This is a genomic window from Alteribacillus sp. YIM 98480, assembly GCF_009765375.1.
In the GTDB taxonomy this organism is placed as follows: domain Bacteria; phylum Bacillota; class Bacilli; order Bacillales; family Marinococcaceae; genus Alteribacillus.
In genome coordinates this window covers 59,229-75,211 of record NZ_VTOK01000013.1, presented here as the reverse complement: position 1 = coordinate 75,211, position 15,983 = coordinate 59,229, and the positions used below count along the sequence as shown (strand labels likewise).

18 protein-coding genes are annotated in these 15,983 nt (G+C 40.6%); all 18 read right to left on the bottom strand.

Annotation, left to right across the window (positions count from 1 at the left end; all coding sequences use genetic code 11):
* Window positions 1-8: 8 nt before the first annotated feature.
* The 18 genes from xerC to rpsP all read right to left on the bottom strand — a co-directional run bounded on the left by xerC (window position 9) and on the right by rpsP (window position 15,957).
* A complete protein-coding gene (xerC, locus tag FZF09_RS16430) occupies window positions 9-932 on the bottom strand; it encodes a tyrosine recombinase XerC (protein WP_233269529.1) in 924 nt (307 codons plus the stop codon).
* Between the two features lie 67 nt (window positions 933-999).
* Window positions 1,000-2,310, bottom strand: coding sequence for an FADH(2)-oxidizing methylenetetrahydrofolate--tRNA-(uracil(54)-C(5))-methyltransferase TrmFO (trmFO, locus tag FZF09_RS16425; protein ID WP_370514477.1), 1,311 nt, complete (start codon window positions 2,308-2,310; stop codon window positions 1,000-1,002).
* 164 nt (window positions 2,311-2,474) lie between these two features.
* Window positions 2,475-4,547: a type I DNA topoisomerase gene (topA, locus tag FZF09_RS16420; RefSeq protein ID WP_158737682.1), complete on the bottom strand. Its 2,073-nt coding sequence runs from the start codon at window positions 4,545-4,547 to the stop codon at window positions 2,475-2,477.
* Window positions 4,548-4,818: 271 nt separating this feature from the next.
* The gene (dprA, locus tag FZF09_RS16415; protein ID WP_158737681.1) at window positions 4,819-5,481 is read right to left on the bottom strand and encodes a DNA-processing protein DprA; all 663 of its coding nucleotides are present in this window, start codon (window positions 5,479-5,481) and stop codon (window positions 4,819-4,821) included.
* Between the two features lie 293 nt (window positions 5,482-5,774).
* The gene (gene sucD, locus FZF09_RS16410; protein ID WP_158737680.1) at window positions 5,775-6,686 is read right to left on the bottom strand and encodes a succinate--CoA ligase subunit alpha; all 912 of its coding nucleotides are present in this window, start codon (window positions 6,684-6,686) and stop codon (window positions 5,775-5,777) included.
* A gap of 19 nt (window positions 6,687-6,705) precedes the next feature.
* Window positions 6,706-7,866: an ADP-forming succinate--CoA ligase subunit beta gene (gene sucC, locus FZF09_RS16405; protein WP_158737679.1), complete on the bottom strand. Its 1,161-nt coding sequence runs from the start codon at window positions 7,864-7,866 to the stop codon at window positions 6,706-6,708.
* A 248-nt stretch (window positions 7,867-8,114) separates the two neighbouring features.
* A complete protein-coding gene (locus tag FZF09_RS16400) occupies window positions 8,115-8,288 on the bottom strand; it encodes a hypothetical protein (protein WP_158737678.1) in 174 nt (57 codons plus the stop codon).
* A 101-nt stretch (window positions 8,289-8,389) separates the two neighbouring features.
* On the bottom strand, window positions 8,390-8,674 hold the full coding sequence (locus tag FZF09_RS16395) for an EscU/YscU/HrcU family type III secretion system export apparatus switch protein (RefSeq protein ID WP_158737677.1): 285 nt from the start codon (window positions 8,672-8,674) through the stop codon (window positions 8,390-8,392).
* Window positions 8,671-10,488, bottom strand: a complete 1,818-nt coding sequence (locus FZF09_RS16390) for a hypothetical protein (protein ID WP_158737676.1) — start codon at window positions 10,486-10,488, stop codon at window positions 8,671-8,673. The genes FZF09_RS16395 and FZF09_RS16390 overlap by 4 nt, the downstream gene beginning before the upstream one ends.
* A 107-nt stretch (window positions 10,489-10,595) precedes the next feature.
* A complete protein-coding gene (locus FZF09_RS16385; protein ID WP_158737675.1) occupies window positions 10,596-11,369 on the bottom strand; it encodes a ribonuclease HII in 774 nt (257 codons plus the stop codon).
* A 57-nt stretch (window positions 11,370-11,426) separates the two neighbouring features.
* Window positions 11,427-12,299: a ribosome biogenesis GTPase YlqF gene (ylqF, locus tag FZF09_RS16380; protein ID WP_158737674.1), complete on the bottom strand. Its 873-nt coding sequence runs from the start codon at window positions 12,297-12,299 to the stop codon at window positions 11,427-11,429.
* Window positions 12,300-12,314: 15 nt separating this feature from the next.
* Window positions 12,315-12,866 carry a signal peptidase I gene (gene lepB, locus FZF09_RS16375; protein ID WP_158737673.1) on the bottom strand — a complete coding sequence of 184 codons (552 nt, stop codon included), beginning with the start codon at window positions 12,864-12,866 and terminating at the stop codon, window positions 12,315-12,317.
* Between the two features lie 230 nt (window positions 12,867-13,096).
* Window positions 13,097-13,441 carry a 50S ribosomal protein L19 gene (rplS, locus tag FZF09_RS16370; protein ID WP_091583015.1) on the bottom strand — a complete coding sequence of 115 codons (345 nt, stop codon included), beginning with the start codon at window positions 13,439-13,441 and terminating at the stop codon, window positions 13,097-13,099.
* 119 nt (window positions 13,442-13,560) lie between these two features.
* Window positions 13,561-14,295: a tRNA (guanosine(37)-N1)-methyltransferase TrmD gene (trmD, locus tag FZF09_RS16365; RefSeq protein ID WP_158737750.1), complete on the bottom strand. Its 735-nt coding sequence runs from the start codon at window positions 14,293-14,295 to the stop codon at window positions 13,561-13,563.
* A complete protein-coding gene (rimM, locus tag FZF09_RS16360; protein WP_158737749.1) occupies window positions 14,295-14,816 on the bottom strand; it encodes a ribosome maturation factor RimM in 522 nt (173 codons plus the stop codon). Before rimM ends, trmD begins: the two co-directional genes overlap by 1 nt.
* The gene (locus FZF09_RS16355; RefSeq protein ID WP_158737672.1) at window positions 14,800-15,219 is read right to left on the bottom strand and encodes a YlqD family protein; all 420 of its coding nucleotides are present in this window, start codon (window positions 15,217-15,219) and stop codon (window positions 14,800-14,802) included. The genes rimM and FZF09_RS16355 overlap by 17 nt, the downstream gene beginning before the upstream one ends.
* A gap of 171 nt (window positions 15,220-15,390) precedes the next feature.
* Window positions 15,391-15,621: a KH domain-containing protein gene (locus tag FZF09_RS16350; RefSeq protein WP_158737671.1), complete on the bottom strand. Its 231-nt coding sequence runs from the start codon at window positions 15,619-15,621 to the stop codon at window positions 15,391-15,393.
* Between the two features lie 63 nt (window positions 15,622-15,684).
* Window positions 15,685-15,957, bottom strand: a complete 273-nt coding sequence (gene rpsP, locus FZF09_RS16345) for a 30S ribosomal protein S16 (RefSeq protein WP_091583008.1) — start codon at window positions 15,955-15,957, stop codon at window positions 15,685-15,687.
* Window positions 15,958-15,983 lie beyond the last annotated feature (26 nt).

Below are 15,983 nucleotides of genomic sequence, written 5' to 3'. Positions count from 1 at the left end.
AATCGTCATCAACCTTTCTTACGTGCCCGAGGGTGGGCATTTTCATACACACTTTTTAAACGGTCTTTTGTTACATGAGTATATATTTGGGTGGTTGATAAATGTTCATGACCTAGTAAGTCCTGTACCGTCCGCATATCTGCCCCGTTGTTTAACAGATGGGTGGCAAACGTATGCCGCAGATCATGCGGAGAAATATTCAGCGTATGTGATACAGCTTTCACCCTCTTATTTACTACATAACAAACTCCTCTTTCTGTTAGAGGAGCGCCGTTATTATTCAGAAATAACGCTTTTGCCGGCTCTCCTTTATTCTTTTGTGAAAGTCTTTTTCTAGCATGATTTTTATAATAAGAAATTGCTTCTAGAGCAAAGCTGCCGACTATCACGTAGCGTTCCTTTCTGCCTTTTCCTTTTACAAGTAATGTGGCTAAATCTTCATCTACATCATCTACTTGAACGCGGCAGCATTCACTAACACGCATCCCAGTAGCATAAAGGAGCTCAAAAATAGCTAGATCTCGTTGATCGAGATCTTTCGTTATATCAAAGGAATGAAACAATTTGGTCAATTCGTCTTCATACAAAAAACGCGGCAGTTTTCTCTCTTTTTTCGGCAAACTAGAAGACAAAAAAGCATTGTTTTCCACATAGCCTTCTCTTTTTAAAAACTTGTAAAACGTGCGAAGAGCAGATATTTTTCTTGCTACGGTGGCCCGATCGTATTTTTTGTTATATAAATGGCTGAAATAAACCCGGGCTGTGCGTGTATCTGCCTCAACCGGACTTGTTAATCCCTCTTCATGTAAAAACTCATGGAAATCTGTTAAATCTCTCTCGTATGCCACCAAGGTTAAATCAGAGACACTCTTCTCCACTTGAAGGTACTTTTTAAAACCGTTTAAATAAAACGAAAACATTTTTTCAGCCATTTACTCACCCTTTACACAAAAGCTATTAAATTTTATCATAGTCGCCCATAGCAGGCAAGGGAATTGATTATTTTTTCATAAAATTCTGAATGGACCCCAGTGCTCGTTCTGCTAATTGTTCATTTCGTTCTTTTTTGTTCTTAATTTTTTTTGAAAGAGGCGGCAGCAAGCCAAAATTAGCGTTCATCGGCTGAAAGTTATTTGGATTTGCTGTCGTGATATATTGGGCAAGTGCTCCAATCACAGCATCCTCAGGAAGCACTTCAGGGCTTTTATCTTCATTTAAGAGAGCAGCATTTCTTCCAGCAATCAGCCCTGCCGCTGCAGACTCAACATACCCCTCAACGCCTGTAATCTGTCCAGCAAAAAACAAATTTTCTCTTTTTTTGAACTGATATGTCGGATGAAGAAGATTGGGCGAATTGATAAACGTATTTCGATGCATCACTCCATATCTTACAATCTCTGCGTTTTCCAACCCGGGTATCATGCGAACCACTTCTTTTTGAGGGCCCCATTTTAAATGTGTTTGAAAGCCGACTATATTATAAAGAGTGCCGGCCTGATTGTCCTGCCGAAGCTGAACAACAGCATAAGGCCGTTCCCCTGTTTCAGGATGCTCAAGCCCAACTGGTTTCATCGGGCCAAACAACAACGTTTTTTTTCCTCTTGCCGCCATGACTTCAACAGGCATACATCCTTCAAAAAAGATTTCTTTCTCAAATTCCTTTAACGGCACGGTTTCTGCTGTTGTTAACGCCTCATAAAACCTGTTAAATTCTTCTTCGGTCATCGGACAGTTAATATAAGCTGCCTCTCCTTTATCATAACGGGATTTTACATAGGCTCTGTTCATATCGATGCTGTCGGTTTCTATTATCGGTGCTGCGGCATCATAAAAATAAAGATAATCTTCGCCGCTCAATGCTTTTATGTTTTTGGAAAGTCCTTCTGTTGTAAGCGGACCAGTCGCAATGATCGTCGGTCCTTCTGGAATTTCGTTGATTTCTTCTTGGTATACATTAACATTTTCATGACCTTTTACACGTTCGGTTACTTTGGCTGCAAATTCGTGACGGTCTACTGCAAGTGCGCCTCCAGCAGGTACAGAACACTCATCAGCTGCTCGGATAATGACGGAATCAAGTATACGCATTTCTTCTTTTAAAACCCCAACTGCATTGGTTAAACTGTTCCCTCTTAATGAATTGCTGCATACTAGCTCAGCAAATTTATCTGTATGATGTGCTGGTGTCTGTTTGTTTGGCCTCATTTCATAAAGGTTTACTTGCACTCCTCGTATTGCAAGCTGCCAGGCAGCTTCACTACCAGCTAGTCCTGCTCCTATAACATTTACTTTCTGTTTCTCTATTGCCATACGTACATTCTCTCCTTTTTGGTTCATACGTAAGCAAAACATAGCTTACTGCCAAATATCATTATAATATTGTGATTACACTGTGACCGGCTGCCTTAAAACCTTAACAGCGAGACATAGGAAAACCCCCTTTTTTTAAAGGGGATCTTTCCGGTTTTATATTGTTAATTTGGTTCTTCTTTATAATCACATTCACTGCATTGAACGGTTACGCCTTTTTTCGTTTTCTTTTCAACTAACAAAGATTCGCATTTTGGGCAAGGTCTTGCTATTGGTTTGTCCCAGGAAACAAAGTCGCATTCCGGATAGCGGTCGCAGCCAAAAAACTTTCGCTGCTTTTTGCTTTTTCTCTCGACAATATTTCCTTCTTTACATTTTGGACATTTTACCCCGATCTCTTTAACAATAGCCTTTGTATTGCGGCAGTCTGGAAAATTGGAACAGGCCATAAATTTACCATACCGGCCCATTTTATACACCATAGGATGTCCGCATTTTTCACAATCCTCACCAGCGGGTTCATCACGAATCTCAACTTCTTTCATTTCTTCTTCGGCAACTTTCAGCCGTTTTTCAAATCCATGATAAAACTCATCAATGATCTGAATCCAATTCTGACGTCCTTCTTCAATATAGTCAAGGTCATTTTCCATTTTTGCCGTAAATTCTACGTCTAATATTTCCGGGAAAAATTCAACAATGAGCTCAAGCACTATTTCACCGAGTTCAGTAGGAACAAACCGTTTATCTTCTAACGCTACATAATTTCTGCGCTGAATTGTATCGAGTGTCGGCGCATAAGTAGAAGGCCGGCCAATCCCCATTTCTTCCATTGTTTTTACTAGACGTGCTTCTGTATAGCGTGGAGGCGGCTGAGTAAAATGCTGGTTTTCATTTAACTCTTCTTTGTTTACCGTTTCCTCTTCCTTCAAATCAGGAAGAAATTTATCCTGTTCTTGTTTGCCATCATCTCTGCCTTCAATATATACCTTCATAAAACCTGGAAACTTTAGTTTGGATCCGTTTGCACGAAAGATGACTCCGCCGTTTTCCAAATCTACAGACATCGTATCCATGATGGCAGGGGCCATTTCACTTGCAACGAGACGTTCCCATATAAGTTTATAAAGCCTGTATTGATCACGGCTTAAATATTGTTTAATGGTCTTTGGGTCTTTTTCTACTGTAGTTGGTCGAATGGCTTCATGAGCGTCCTGTGCATTATTGCTGTTTTTTGTTTCTCTTTTGCCTTTTCTCGTATATTCACTGCCATATTTTTCTTCAATGTAAGCCTTTGCGCCTTCTTTTGCAGTATTAGAAATACGAGTGGAATCCGTTCTCATATAGGTTATTAAACCGACAGTTCCTTCCTTGCCAATATCAATCCCTTCATATAGCTGCTGGGCAATCATCATCGTTTTTTTCGCTCGAAAGTTTAATTTTCGGGCAGCTTCCTGCTGCATGGAGGACGTGGTGAACGGCTGGACAGGGTTTCGTTTCCGTTCTTTTTTAGTAACTTTTTGTATCGTAAAATCGCTGCCTTTTAAACGAGATAGGACCTCATCTACTTCTTCTTTAGAACGAAGATCTTTCTTTTTACCGTCAATTCCATAAAATTTGGCTTCAAATTGATCTTTTCCTCGTTTAAAAGTGCCCTCAATACTCCAGTATTCTTCTGGCACAAAGTTTTTAATTTCTTTTTCACGGTCTATAATCATCTTTACCGCAATCGATTGAACACGCCCGGCACTGAGACCTTTTTTGACTTTTTTCCATAATAACGGGCTGATATTATACCCTACAAGCCGGTCTAAAACGCGTCGTGCCTGCTGCGCATCAACTAAATCCATATTAATAGGTCTAGGGTCTTTAAAAGCGTCTTTAATGGCACTTTTCGTAATTTCGTTAAAAACGACCCTGCATTTTGAATGCTCATCAATTCCAAGGCTGTATGCTAAATGCCAGGCAATGGCTTCTCCTTCTCTATCAGGGTCGGCTGCAAGGTAAATTTTCTTTACTTTTTTCGCAGCTGCTTTTAACTCTTTTAAGACAGGACCTTTACCTCGAATCGTTATATATTTAAGGTCATAATTATGCTCTGTATCTACTCCCATTTGACTTTTCGGCAAATCCCGAACGTGACCCATGGAAGCTTTGACAGTATACTTCTTCCCAAGATACTTACCGATCGTTTTTGCTTTAGCGGGAGATTCAACGATTACTAAATAATCTGCCATATCTCTTGTTTCCTCCCCCTTTTATATTTTTAGAATTCTACATATTATCATCCAGTTTAAGGTACTTTGTCAAATTGTATACATCATACTATTAAAATAACAAAACGCCAGGTTTTTTATACTTTATTTCTTTTTCTCCGCTAAAAGTCCAAATCGCATCGTTTTTGGGAAACAAATCACAATCATTTTTTCACAGTTTATGTGCCCTGTCTACCCAAAATGTCTATGTTTCTCTTTTATACGCATATTTTTGGAAAAATGAGGCCTATCTTCACATCCAGCGCTCATACCATAAATCCCTGCTGCTCAAGACCGGAGCAGCTCCTTCAGCTAGTAATTGATTGGTCCCTTTGGACATTGGAGAAAATATGGATCCAGGCAGCACTCTCACATCTTTTCCTTGTTCTAAGGCTTGATATGCAGTGATCAGAGAACCGCTTCTCTCCCCCGCTTCTGAAATAAATGTTATATCTGATAATGCGCTGATAAGACGGTTTCGCATAGGGAATTGCCATTTTCTTGGAGGGATTGATGGAGGATATTCACTCAGCAATAAATGCTTTTCTGCAATGACGGATGCAAGACGAAAATGATGTCGGGGATAAATATGCTCAAATCCAGAACCGAGTACAGCAATGGTTTTTCCACCTTTATTTATTGCGATATTGTGGGAAAATGCATCTGTTCCATTCGCAAGACCGCTGACAATTGTTACTCCGCTTTTTATCAGTTCCGGCAGAAGATGATGCAGGGCGTTTTTACCATATTCTGTAGGTGTTCTCGTTCCAACTACAGCTAAACTTAAAGGGGAATGGAGTAAACGAAGATCTCCTTTTGCATAAAGGATCCACGGGGGATCATACATATAATTCAATCTTTCCGGAAAGCATTTGTCAAAAGAAGTGAGAATATGAATGCCCTTATCTTGATACATTGCAAGTTTTTCATTTGGAGAATAGGAGTGTAAGGAGTGGTAGAGAAGAGATGCTTGTGTCGGAGAAATACGTAAAAAAGAGGAAAGCTCGGAAGAATTCATTTGGTAGGGAAGATCAAAAGCAGGATCGGCTTCATAAAAAGCAAGTATTCTCTTCCAATGAATACAGGGGGCCTCGTGGAGATGCAGCAATTTTTCAGTGAAAGTAAACGTATACCATCCCTCCATTTTTAAGGATGACAGGAAGGACAGGCTTTTGACACCTGTCCTTCCTGTCTTATTCCTCTAAATATTTATTGTGGATCGTGGGTTTTGCATTTTTCATAGATGCCATTGTCTTTTAAAGAAGAAATAAGGGTTTCCCCAATTTCTGCAGGTGTGTCTGCCACACTTACTCCGCATTTTTCAAGCGTTGAGATTTTTTCGTCCGCTGTTCCTTTACCTCCGGAAATAATCGCGCCAGCGTGGCCCATACGCTTTCCTGGAGGTGCAGTACGTCCGCCAATAAAGCCGACTACTGGTTTTTTCATGTTGGCCTTAATCCATTCAGCAGCTTCTTCTTCTGCTGTACCGCCGATTTCACCAATCATAATAACAGCTTCTGTATCATCATCATCGTTAAATGCTTGCAGCACGTCAATGAAGTCTGTTCCATTCACCGGGTCACCGCCAATGCCTACAGCAGTAGACTGGCCAATCCCAGCTGTGGAAAGCTGATGTACTGCTTCATATGTGAGTGTACCAGAACGTGAAACCACTCCTACGTGGCCTTTTTTATGAATGTAACCAGGCATAATACCGATTTTGCATTCTTCTGGTGTGATAACGCCTGGGCAGTTTGGCCCAACTAGACGAGTTTTCTTACCTTCCATAAAGCGTTTCACTTTTAACATATCAATAACAGGAATACCTTCTGTGATGCAAATAGCAAGATCCATTTCTGCGTCTACCGCTTCCATAATGGCATCAGCAGCAAATGCAGGCGGCACATAGATAACAGAAGCATTCGCACCTGTTTCTTTTACTGCGTCTGTTACTGTATCAAATACAGGAATGCCTTCTACTTCTGTTCCGCCTTTACCAGGCGTTACACCGCCGACAATCTGCGTGCCGTACTCGACGGCCTGCTGGGTATGGAATAAACCAGTAGAACCGGTGATCCCCTGTACAATCACCTTTGTATCTTTATTAATAAAGATGCTCATTAGTCTTCGTCCCGCCTTTCTATTTCACTAGAGATACAATTTTTTGTGCCCCGTCTGCCATAGAATCAGCAGCTGTAATGTTAAGTCCGGACTGTTCCAAAATTTCTTTTCCTCGTCCTACGTTCGTACCTTCGAGGCGCACAACAAGCGGAATTTCAAGGCCGATTTGCTTTGTCGCTTCTACGACACCTTCCGCGATGACATCACACTTCATAATTCCTCCGAAGATATTAACATAAATGCCTTTTACATGCTCATCGGAAAGAATAATTTTAAACGCTTCTGTAACTTTTTCTGCTGTAGCGCCGCCGCCTACATCTAAAAAGTTGGCTGGGTCGCCCTTGTAGTGTTTAATAATATCCATCGTTGCCATCGCCAAACCGGCTCCATTAACCATACAGCCGATGTTGCCGTCAAGAGCGATATAGCTCAAATCAAACTTCGAAGCTTCAATTTCTTTTGGATCTTCTTCGTCAAGATCTCTAAATTCTAAAACATCTTTTTGACGGTACAATGCGTTTGAATCAAAATTCAACTTAGCATCAAGTGCCATTACATTGCCGTCCCCTGTTGTAACGAGTGGATTAATTTCTGCAATCGAGCAGTCTTTTTCTGTGAATACTTTGTAAAGCCCAAGCATAAATTTAACTGCTTGTCCGACAAGTTCTTTTGGAATATTGATGTTAAATGCAAGACGGCGTGCTTGATAGCCTTGCATGCCAACAGCCGGATCAATAAATTCCTTGAAGATTTTTTCCGGCGTTTTTTCAGCTACTTCTTCAATTTCAGTTCCGCCTTCTTCTGAAGCCATCATTACGACTTTAGAAGTAGCACGGTCGAGAACAAGGCCGACATAGTACTCTTTTTTAATATCGCAGCCTTCCTCAATAAGTAAACGCTTTACTTCTTTGCCTTCGGGTCCTGTTTGATGCGTGACAAGCGTTTTACCAAGAATCTCATCAGCATATGTACGTACTTCATCAAGGTTCTTGGCAACCTTTACACCGCCGGCTTTTCCGCGGCCTCCAGCGTGGATCTGAGCTTTTACAACATTTACGTCAGATCCTAGTTCTTTTGCAGCTTCGACAGCTTCCTCAACAGAAAAGGCTACTTTTCCATTTGGTACGGAGACACCGTACTTTCTGAGGAGCTCTTTTCCTTGATACTCATGAATATTCATGTTCTCTCCATCCTCCTAACGATTCGATACGAATACCATGCAGTAAACCTGCGTGCAAGGATCGGGTGGAATCATTGGCTTGTGTTGCGGCCATTGTTTCGCACACATCAATTATCGTATAAAAAAAAACCGATAAATTCAACAATTCGTCAAAAAGTTTATGAAAATCTTTTTATTATTTACTTACAAAAATGCAAAATCCCCCGGTAAATTAGTACCAGGGAAGTTTTTCATTTTATAATTGTTATTTAACAGTTTTCTTCATTTTCATTATTATCGTCTTCTTTTTTCCACCATTTTCCTATAGATGCAAGGGCTTTTATTTCTGCCATATTTCGAAAAAATCCTAACTCGTGGCCTGCTTCTTCCATGTATTGACCGTTTCGAGCCCGCTTTACCACTGGTTTTCTTTGTTCTTTCATAGGCTACTCCTTTTTTTATGCTTTAGGAAAGTTTTATTTTTTCTAAAGGATCAAAGTATATTGCCATAAGACTTAGTTTTTCTAATGTTAGGTTATCCTATTTATTCCTTTTTATGCGTATTTTGATCAATCCTATATATAAACGCGAATACTTCTGCGACCACTTCATAAAGATCAGGCGGAATCGTTTGATTCATTTCTAGTTGAGACAACAGTTCGACGAGCGAAGGATCTTCTTGAACAGCTATATTATTTTCTTTTGCTTTTTTTATTATTTCACTGGCAATATATCCTTTCCCTTTTGCTTTCACCATAGGTGTAGCGTCAGATTGAGGTTGATAACCTAAAGCAACTGCCGATTTTTGTGGATCTTTTTTGTTTTTCATATCCGCACATCCACTCCTCTAGATTGTGTGTATGGCTGATAAGCGTTTCTTTGTTTAGTCGAGGCGCTGTCTTGCAGCCTTTTCCAATTAACGGAGCTCAGCATATATTGGTGTTCGTTTAATCTTTCTTTTAAAAAAGGCTGCAGCAGTTCCATTAACAATATTGGTTTTTCATTATCGTTAAAGATGTTAACCGTTACAAAACGATTCTGAATTTGGACATCAGCTATCGTTTCCCCAAGCCGTTCCATTTCTAAATAAAACAAAATTCGGCAGTGATCGGGATGAAGCTGTCCGTCTTCTTGTTTTCTGCCTTCCCATTGCACGGTTAAATCAGTGTGATAGTCTCCTAGCACTAAAGGAAACTGTAATGCAGCTTGTTGTATCGGCCCTTGCTGGTCTTGTGCCAACAGCTGTTGACCCGTTAGTCTGTACAGCAATGCTTCAGCGCTTTCTCTCGCTGATGCTGGAAGTTGAGGAATATGCTGCAGCAAAGATTGTTTTAATTGGTCTTTTGCTGCCTCATTAGTTTCAGACTGTGCATTCGTAAGACTAAGGTCTGATTCATGCTGAAAACCAAGCTGTACCAGCAATTTTGTTAGCTGTCCTGCTACAGACGACATCCCTTGAGCACCGGCTGATTGATTGGAAAATGAACCTTGTACTATGACCGTTAAAGCTTGTTTTTCTTGCGATGACAGAGGCATTTCCTGCATGCCTTGGATGGTTCTTGATAGCTGTCCTGCTGTTAGATCTACCCGTCTTGACCGCCCTTCTGCCTGCTGAAACAATGAAAGAAGCTGATTCATTTGCTGACGTCCGCTCTCTCCCTCTTGAAAGGACAGCCGATTCATTAATGTTTGAAAAAGCTCTTTGGATTCCAGGCTGCTTAGAGGGATCTTCTCTCCTTCTGTTATACTCGGCCACAGCTGTTGGATAACAGTGCGGTTAGAGGGGTGAAGAATCGTATTTTTAAAGGAGTCGAGCCAAGATATTGAACCGGTTGATTCGGGCACAAGGCCTGTTTTCTGCAATAATGCAGCTGCTCCATCTTTTACTGTAACAGGTGTTTGTGAAGAAACAGTTAACTGCAAAAGCTGCTGTACAAGTTTGTGTCCACTTTCTCCATTTACCGGACCGTTCATAGATGCTATTTCCATCGTTTTAGTAAGTTGTTTTTGAAGCGTCGCCGCCGCTTGCACTGCTGAAGGAGAAGTCGTTTTTTCAGTCATTCCATCAATGCGAGAAGAAAGTTCTTGCATCTGAGAAGACAAAGGTGCACCGTTTTCTACTTGATAAAGAGCTTGAAACGTTTGCGGTGTCATGGGAAATTGCTTTTGACTCATTGCAGCCAATATTCGAATGCCATCTTGGTCCAGTGCGTTTGCATTCTTAAGGATTTTGCCCCCTTCTTCAATTATTTCTTTTGAAAAAGGAATTTGTTCTGCAAGCAGCATACGAAGCATTGTTTGGTTTTGTTTATTTTCTGAAAGTCCTAATGCTTGCAGCACGTTTGCTGTTTCTATAGAACCAGACGAGTTTCTAACAGAGGAATGTTTTGTATCCAACACTTGCAAACGAGGAATCCCTTCGTTTTGTTTCACTTGAAATAAATAATGTTTTCCTGCGCTTAAAGCTGCTTCTAAACGTGCAGTAACATTTATGGACCCTAAGCGGAGAGCTGCTGTTTGGTTCGGAAACAATTTCAATACTTTCCCTTCAAACACTTGGCCTTTTTTTAATGGGAGCGTTTTTGCGCGAATATTTTGTGTATGAGACATTGAAGCAGATGACAATAATTCTGGTCTTCCCATAAGGGAGCACACCTCCCGCTTTTGTTGTATGTAAAAAATCGTTTTGGAATCTAAAAACAAAGCTGAAAAGAGACTGCTTTAAGCTGAGAAACGAATAAAAGCCTATGTTAGGATAAACATGCTTTTACCGGCGAGAAACTTTTACGGTGTTCTGGAGTGGGTCCATAAGTGCGAAGAGCTTCAAGATGATGTTTTGTTCCGTAGCCCATATGTTTCTCAAATCCATACTCTGGATAGAAGTTGGCCTTTTCTTTCATATAACGGTCTCTTTCAACTTTAGCAAGCACTGATGCAGCTGCTATAGATGCACTTTTTGCGTCCCCTTTAGTCAATGATAATTGTTTCAAAGGAAGGGGCAGCGACATCGCATCAATAAACAATGCGTCTGCTTTTATGCTTAAGCCGGCAACAGCTTGCTTCATTGCTTCTTTGGAAGCCTGGTAAATATTGATGGAATCAATTTTTTCAGCAGGAATATGAACAACATGGTAAGCAATTACCTGTTCCTTTAGAAGGTTATAATAATATTCTCTTTTTTCTTCACTAAGTTTTTTTGAGTCGGTCAGCCCTGGAAATAAAGCGTTATCTGGTAAGATTGCAGCTCCTGCTGTGACCGGTCCGGCAAGCGGCCCTCTTCCTACTTCGTCTACTCCAGCAATATAACGATACCCGAGCGCCTGCCATTCTTTTTCATTACGAAGAAGGGTTACATACTCTTCTTCTAATTTTTTATTATTAGCCAGCTTTTTTTCATACTGAGCTATCAGCTGCTGCACACCTTTTCTTTCGTCTTTGCGCAGCTTTTCCAGCCATTTGTCTCCTACATTGCCGTCTGCTAATATCTGTTTTATCTCTGAAATAGTTTTCTTATTTTGTTCCATGTCATCTTCCCCATTAATAAATATCGGTATGTTTTGCCTTCGTAACAGTATAATTATTTATTCGTCTTGTATTTGCTCTCTGTCTGCTGGAGTTTCAAGCGTAATTTTTCCGAACTTTTCATTGCGCAGATCTCTTAAAATAATTTCTGCTGCTTTCTCATAGTCTACGTAACCGCCTGCTTGCAAGCAGCCCCTTTTCTTTCCTATGACATCAAACAACTCCACTCCGTCTTCTGGAAGAGGTTCCTCTAATTTATATCGGTCTTTTAATTCCGCAGGATATCTTTCCTTTAAAATGTTAAGCACAAACAATGCGATGTCTTCAAAATCAAGAAGTTCATCTTTAATTGCTCCAGTAGCTGCGAGACGGTATCCGATCAGCTGATCTTCAAATTTAGGCCAAAGAATCCCAGGAGTATCTAACAGTTCCATATCACGTCCGACTTTCAGCCATTGCTGTGCTTTTGTAACGCCTGGTTTGTCTCCGGTTTTTGCGCTCTTTTTTCCTATAAGACGGTTAATAACAGTAGATTTTCCTACATTAGGTATACCTACAATCATGGCTCGGATCGGGCGCGGCCGAATGCCTTTTCTCGCCATTTTCTCAAAGATAGGAGCGGTCAGCTTTTTTGATTTTTCAATAATCGGTTTTGCTCCTTGGTTTTTCAATGCATTGATAGAAAGGGCATCGATTTCTTCTCGTTGAAATGTCTGAAGCCATTCTTTTGTCATAGCAGGATCAGCCATATCGCTTTTTGTCAGAACTAATAGACGCGGCTTTCCTTGCAGAATAGAATCAAGCATAGGATTCCTTGAAGAATGGGGTATTCTTGCATCAGCCAGTTCTATCACCATATCTACTTTCTTTAATTGTTCGGTTACTTCTCGTTTAGCTTTTGCCATATGTCCGGGAAACCATTGTATACTCATCTGTTCACTTCCTTTCTAATTACGAAGCCAGTTAAGATGAGAGACAGGCCAAAAGGTTAACTCTGCTTCTCCCACGATATCTTCCGTTTCTATAAGGCCGATACTTCTTGAATCAAAGCTGTGCCTGCGGTTATCTCCAAGTACAAATACATGCCCTTCCGGAATAGTGCTCATACCTGTAGCATCTACTAAAGTGAAATCGAAAGTAACTGGTTTTTCATCGTTTGTTTCTTTTGACTGTAAATAGGGTTCTGGTATCTTTTTATCGTTTATATATAACGAATCATTATCGTAATATAGAGTGTCTCCAGGCACACCGATGACTCGTTTAATATAGTCTTTCTCTTCTGAGGCATGAAATACTATTACATCAAATCTTTCTGGGTCTGAAAACCAGTAGCTTGTTTTATTAATGATCATGCGGTCATCGTCAGCCAAAGTTGGAGCCATCGATTCTCCATCTACAATAATAGGGGCAATCAAAAAAGTGCGTGCGACAATGGCAATTGTTACTGCAAAAAACAACAGTCTGATCCACTCTTTCCAGCTATCGCTCATTTGGTACATATGTATCTCCTCTTAAGCTCGTTGATCGAATATCTATTATTATAGCACGTTCCTGCCGGACATAAGAGTATTCTGAGTGTCTTAAATAATTGGATTTTTATCCTGGCAAAAGCCTTATTTTTTCTTATACTTTAATCCTTTAATAATGTTAAACTTTCATAAAGTATAAAAATAAAATGAAAAAAAGACTGTAACGGTTCGGGCCGCCACAGTCTTTTTTATCTTTTTTCTTATCGAATTTCTTTGATGCGGGCTGCTTTTCCGCGCAGGTTGCGAAGATAGTAAAGCTTCGCTTGACGGACTTTTCCGCGACGCTTCAATTCGATCTTGTCAATACGCGGGGAATGTACAGGGAATGTACGCTCTACACCAATGCCGTAAGATACTTTACGAACAGTGAATGTTTCGCTGATTCCGCCTCCGCGACGCTTAATAACGACACCTTCGAACACCTGAATACGTTCACGGGAACCTTCTACAACTTTTACGTGAACACGTACAGTGTCTCCGGCACGGAATGCTGGAAGATCCGTTTTAAGCTGTTCTTTTGTAATTTCGCGAATAAGGTCTTGCATCGTATTCGCCTCCCTTTCTCCAAATGCTCATGCCTTGCATTGAACGGCAGCGGAACATCGTAGTAAACGGCTTTCGCCACAACGTAAATCATATCACAAGCAACTTTTGTAATCAATGTTTAGTTATCATTTTTCAATGTTTCCAGAACCTTTTTTTCTTCTTCTGTCCATTGTCTGCCTTCTAGAAGGTCGGGACGTCTTTCCATAGTACGTTTTAGAGAGTGCTGTTTTCTCCATTTATCAATATTTTCATGGTGACCTGACAATAATACTTCAGGTACTTTCCAGCCTTTAAAATCTGCAGGTCGTGTATAATGCGGGTGTTCAAGCAGCCCATTGGAAAACGAGTCTTTTTTTGCAGACTCCGTGTTGCCTAAAACGTCAGGAAGCAATCTTGTAATACTGTCCGCCATGACCAACGCTCCCAGCTCGCCTCCGGTTAATACAAAATCTCCAATAGAATATTCATCTGTTACTAAATTCTCTCGTATTCGTTCATCATATCCTTCATAATGCCCGCAAATGAAAATTAAATGTTCTTCAGACGCCAATTTTTCAGCTTCTGCTTGATTAAAAGGCTTACCTTGCGGACAAAGTAAAATGACGCGGTGTTTCCTGCGTCCTTCATTAGCTGCAAAAGCAGCAGCGTCAAAAACCGGCTGTGGAGTAAGAACCATTCCTGCTCCGCCTCCATAAGGATAATCATCTACTTTACCGTGCTTATTTTCAGAGAAATCCCGAATGTTTAGCACATTGTAGGAAACTGCCTTTTTCTCAGCAGCTTGCTTTAATATCGACGATTCAAGTACTCCGGGAAACATTTCCGGAAACAGTGTTAAAAAATCCATTCTCATCATGGAAGCAGCCCCTCCATTACATGCACGGTAATTTTTTTATGGACGGTGTCTACTTCTTTTACCACATCATCAATATACGGGATCATAATCTCTTTTTTTCCTTCCAAAGGCTTTACGACCCAGACATCATTTGCTCCCGGAGATAGAATTTCACGAACTTCACCGAGCAGTTCTTCGTCTTCCGAGTAAACCTGGCAGCCGATGATTTCATGATAATAATACTCTCCTTCATCAAGTTCTTGAAGGTCATCTTCAGGAACGTATATCATCCCGCCTTTCCATTTTTCTGCTTCATCTAAAGAAGTAATTTTTTCAAGCGTTAGTAAAATAAATTGCTTATGAGAGCGGACATTTTTCACGGTTACTTTTTCTTTGTCACTGCCTGTTTCATGACCAATGTACAACTCTTTTCCCTTTGCGAAGCGTTCTTGTTCAAAATCAGTTATCGGAAGGACTTTTATTTCTCCACGTACACCATGGGTATTTACGATTTTACCGACATTAAACCATTCCATTATTATCATCCGCCCTATTGTTACGAATGGAAATTATTTTTCCGTCTTCGACTATTATTTCTTGTTCGGCTAGAGGCCAGTCGTCTCCTGTCTCTATTTCCTCTATCGCATCGACTTGTCCAGCAGTAATCTCCGAAAAAAGCGGCAGCTGTTCGAGCTGAGAACGTTGAAACACTACTCTGTTTATTTTTTCTTTTCGTTTCTCGACTTCCTTTTCAAACCGTTCTTTAATTTCTGTTTTTCGTCTCGACGTTTCCTCTGCTCTCCACTGTTTCTGCATTTGAAACCTGAGCTGTTCGATTTCTTTTTCTAGCCGATGCTGTTCTTCGTGGAAATCATCTGTCATTTTTTCTTTTAATGACTCCGTAAGTACATGCTTTACCGTTACTTTTTTAATTATTCGCATGATCCACTCCATACAGATTCAATTTGAGAGGCTTTGAAGGTAAACATACTATTATCATGTTCAAAAATGTATCGTTCCGTCAAGTGTTCTTCGTTAAAAGCGATATGCCTATTTTTATTATTCTATCCGTGCAAAAAAGGCAAGGATCAAATCCTCACCTTTTTGTCTGTATTATTCTACGATATCAAGGCGAACACGCTTTTTTTGATGAGAAGCGGATGCGTACAAAACAGAACGAATCGCATTAGCAATCCTGCCTTGTTTTCCAATCACTTTTCCCATATCACTCTCATGGACAGACAACGTTAAGACGAGGGTGTTGTCCTGTTGACGTTCTTCTACGTCAACATTGTCTGGATAATCCACGAGGGCGCGGGCTATCGTTTCAACAAGCTCTTTCATTGCTCTCCCCCGCCTCCTTAAAGTAATGATCCTTCCCGCCCTTCTTTTCGAGCGCTGAGTCGATTACTTTTCGTTTTTAGCGTTGTGAAGCTTTTCCATAAGACCTTCTCTAGAGAAAAGGTTACGAACGGTATCGGATGGTTTTGCACCGTCAAGCATCCACTTGAGCGCTTTATCATCATTGATATTCACTTCTGCTGGTTCTCTCAACGGATTGTATGTTCCAATTTCTTCGATAAAACGTCCGTCACGCGGTGCGCGGGAATCTGCTACCACCACACGATAAAAAGGCTTTTTCTTTGAACCCATACGTTTTAGTCTAATTTTTACTGCCATTTATAGACACCTCCATAATTATTCAC

Excerpts from the sequence above, each read along its gene's own strand:
- xerC (WP_233269529.1), bottom strand. The coding sequence starts at position 932 with ATGGCTGAAAAAATGTTTTCGTTTTATTTAAACGGTTTTAAAAAGTAC.
- trmFO (WP_370514477.1), bottom strand. The coding sequence starts at position 2,310 with ATGGCAATAGAGAAACAGAAAGTAAATGTTATAGGAGCAGGACTAGCT.
- topA (WP_158737682.1), bottom strand. The coding sequence starts at position 4,547 with ATGGCAGATTATTTAGTAATCGTTGAATCTCCCGCTAAAGCAAAAACG.
- dprA (WP_158737681.1), bottom strand. The coding sequence starts at position 5,481 with ATGTATCAAGATAAGGGCATTCATATTCTCACTTCTTTTGACAAATGC.
- sucD (WP_158737680.1), bottom strand. The coding sequence starts at position 6,686 with ATGAGCATCTTTATTAATAAAGATACAAAGGTGATTGTACAGGGGATC.
- sucC (WP_158737679.1), bottom strand. The coding sequence starts at position 7,866 with ATGAATATTCATGAGTATCAAGGAAAAGAGCTCCTCAGAAAGTACGGT.
- FZF09_RS16400 (WP_158737678.1), bottom strand. The coding sequence starts at position 8,288 with ATGAAAGAACAAAGAAAACCAGTGGTAAAGCGGGCTCGAAACGGTCAA.
- FZF09_RS16395 (WP_158737677.1), bottom strand. The coding sequence starts at position 8,674 with ATGAAAAACAAAAAAGATCCACAAAAATCGGCAGTTGCTTTAGGTTAT.
- FZF09_RS16390 (WP_158737676.1), bottom strand. The coding sequence starts at position 10,488 with ATGGGAAGACCAGAATTATTGTCATCTGCTTCAATGTCTCATACACAA.
- FZF09_RS16385 (WP_158737675.1), bottom strand. The coding sequence starts at position 11,369 with ATGGAACAAAATAAGAAAACTATTTCAGAGATAAAACAGATATTAGCA.
- ylqF (WP_158737674.1), bottom strand. The coding sequence starts at position 12,299 with ATGAGTATACAATGGTTTCCCGGACATATGGCAAAAGCTAAACGAGAA.
- lepB (WP_158737673.1), bottom strand. The coding sequence starts at position 12,866 with ATGTACCAAATGAGCGATAGCTGGAAAGAGTGGATCAGACTGTTGTTT.
- rplS (WP_091583015.1), bottom strand. The coding sequence starts at position 13,441 with ATGCAAGACCTTATTCGCGAAATTACAAAAGAACAGCTTAAAACGGAT.
- trmD (WP_158737750.1), bottom strand. The coding sequence starts at position 14,295 with ATGAGAATGGATTTTTTAACACTGTTTCCGGAAATGTTTCCCGGAGTA.
- FZF09_RS16355 (WP_158737672.1), bottom strand. The coding sequence starts at position 15,219 with ATGCGAATAATTAAAAAAGTAACGGTAAAGCATGTACTTACGGAGTCA.
- FZF09_RS16350 (WP_158737671.1), bottom strand. The coding sequence starts at position 15,621 with ATGAAAGAGCTTGTTGAAACGATAGCCCGCGCCCTCGTGGATTATCCA.
- rpsP (WP_091583008.1), bottom strand. The coding sequence starts at position 15,957 with ATGGCAGTAAAAATTAGACTAAAACGTATGGGTTCAAAGAAAAAGCCT.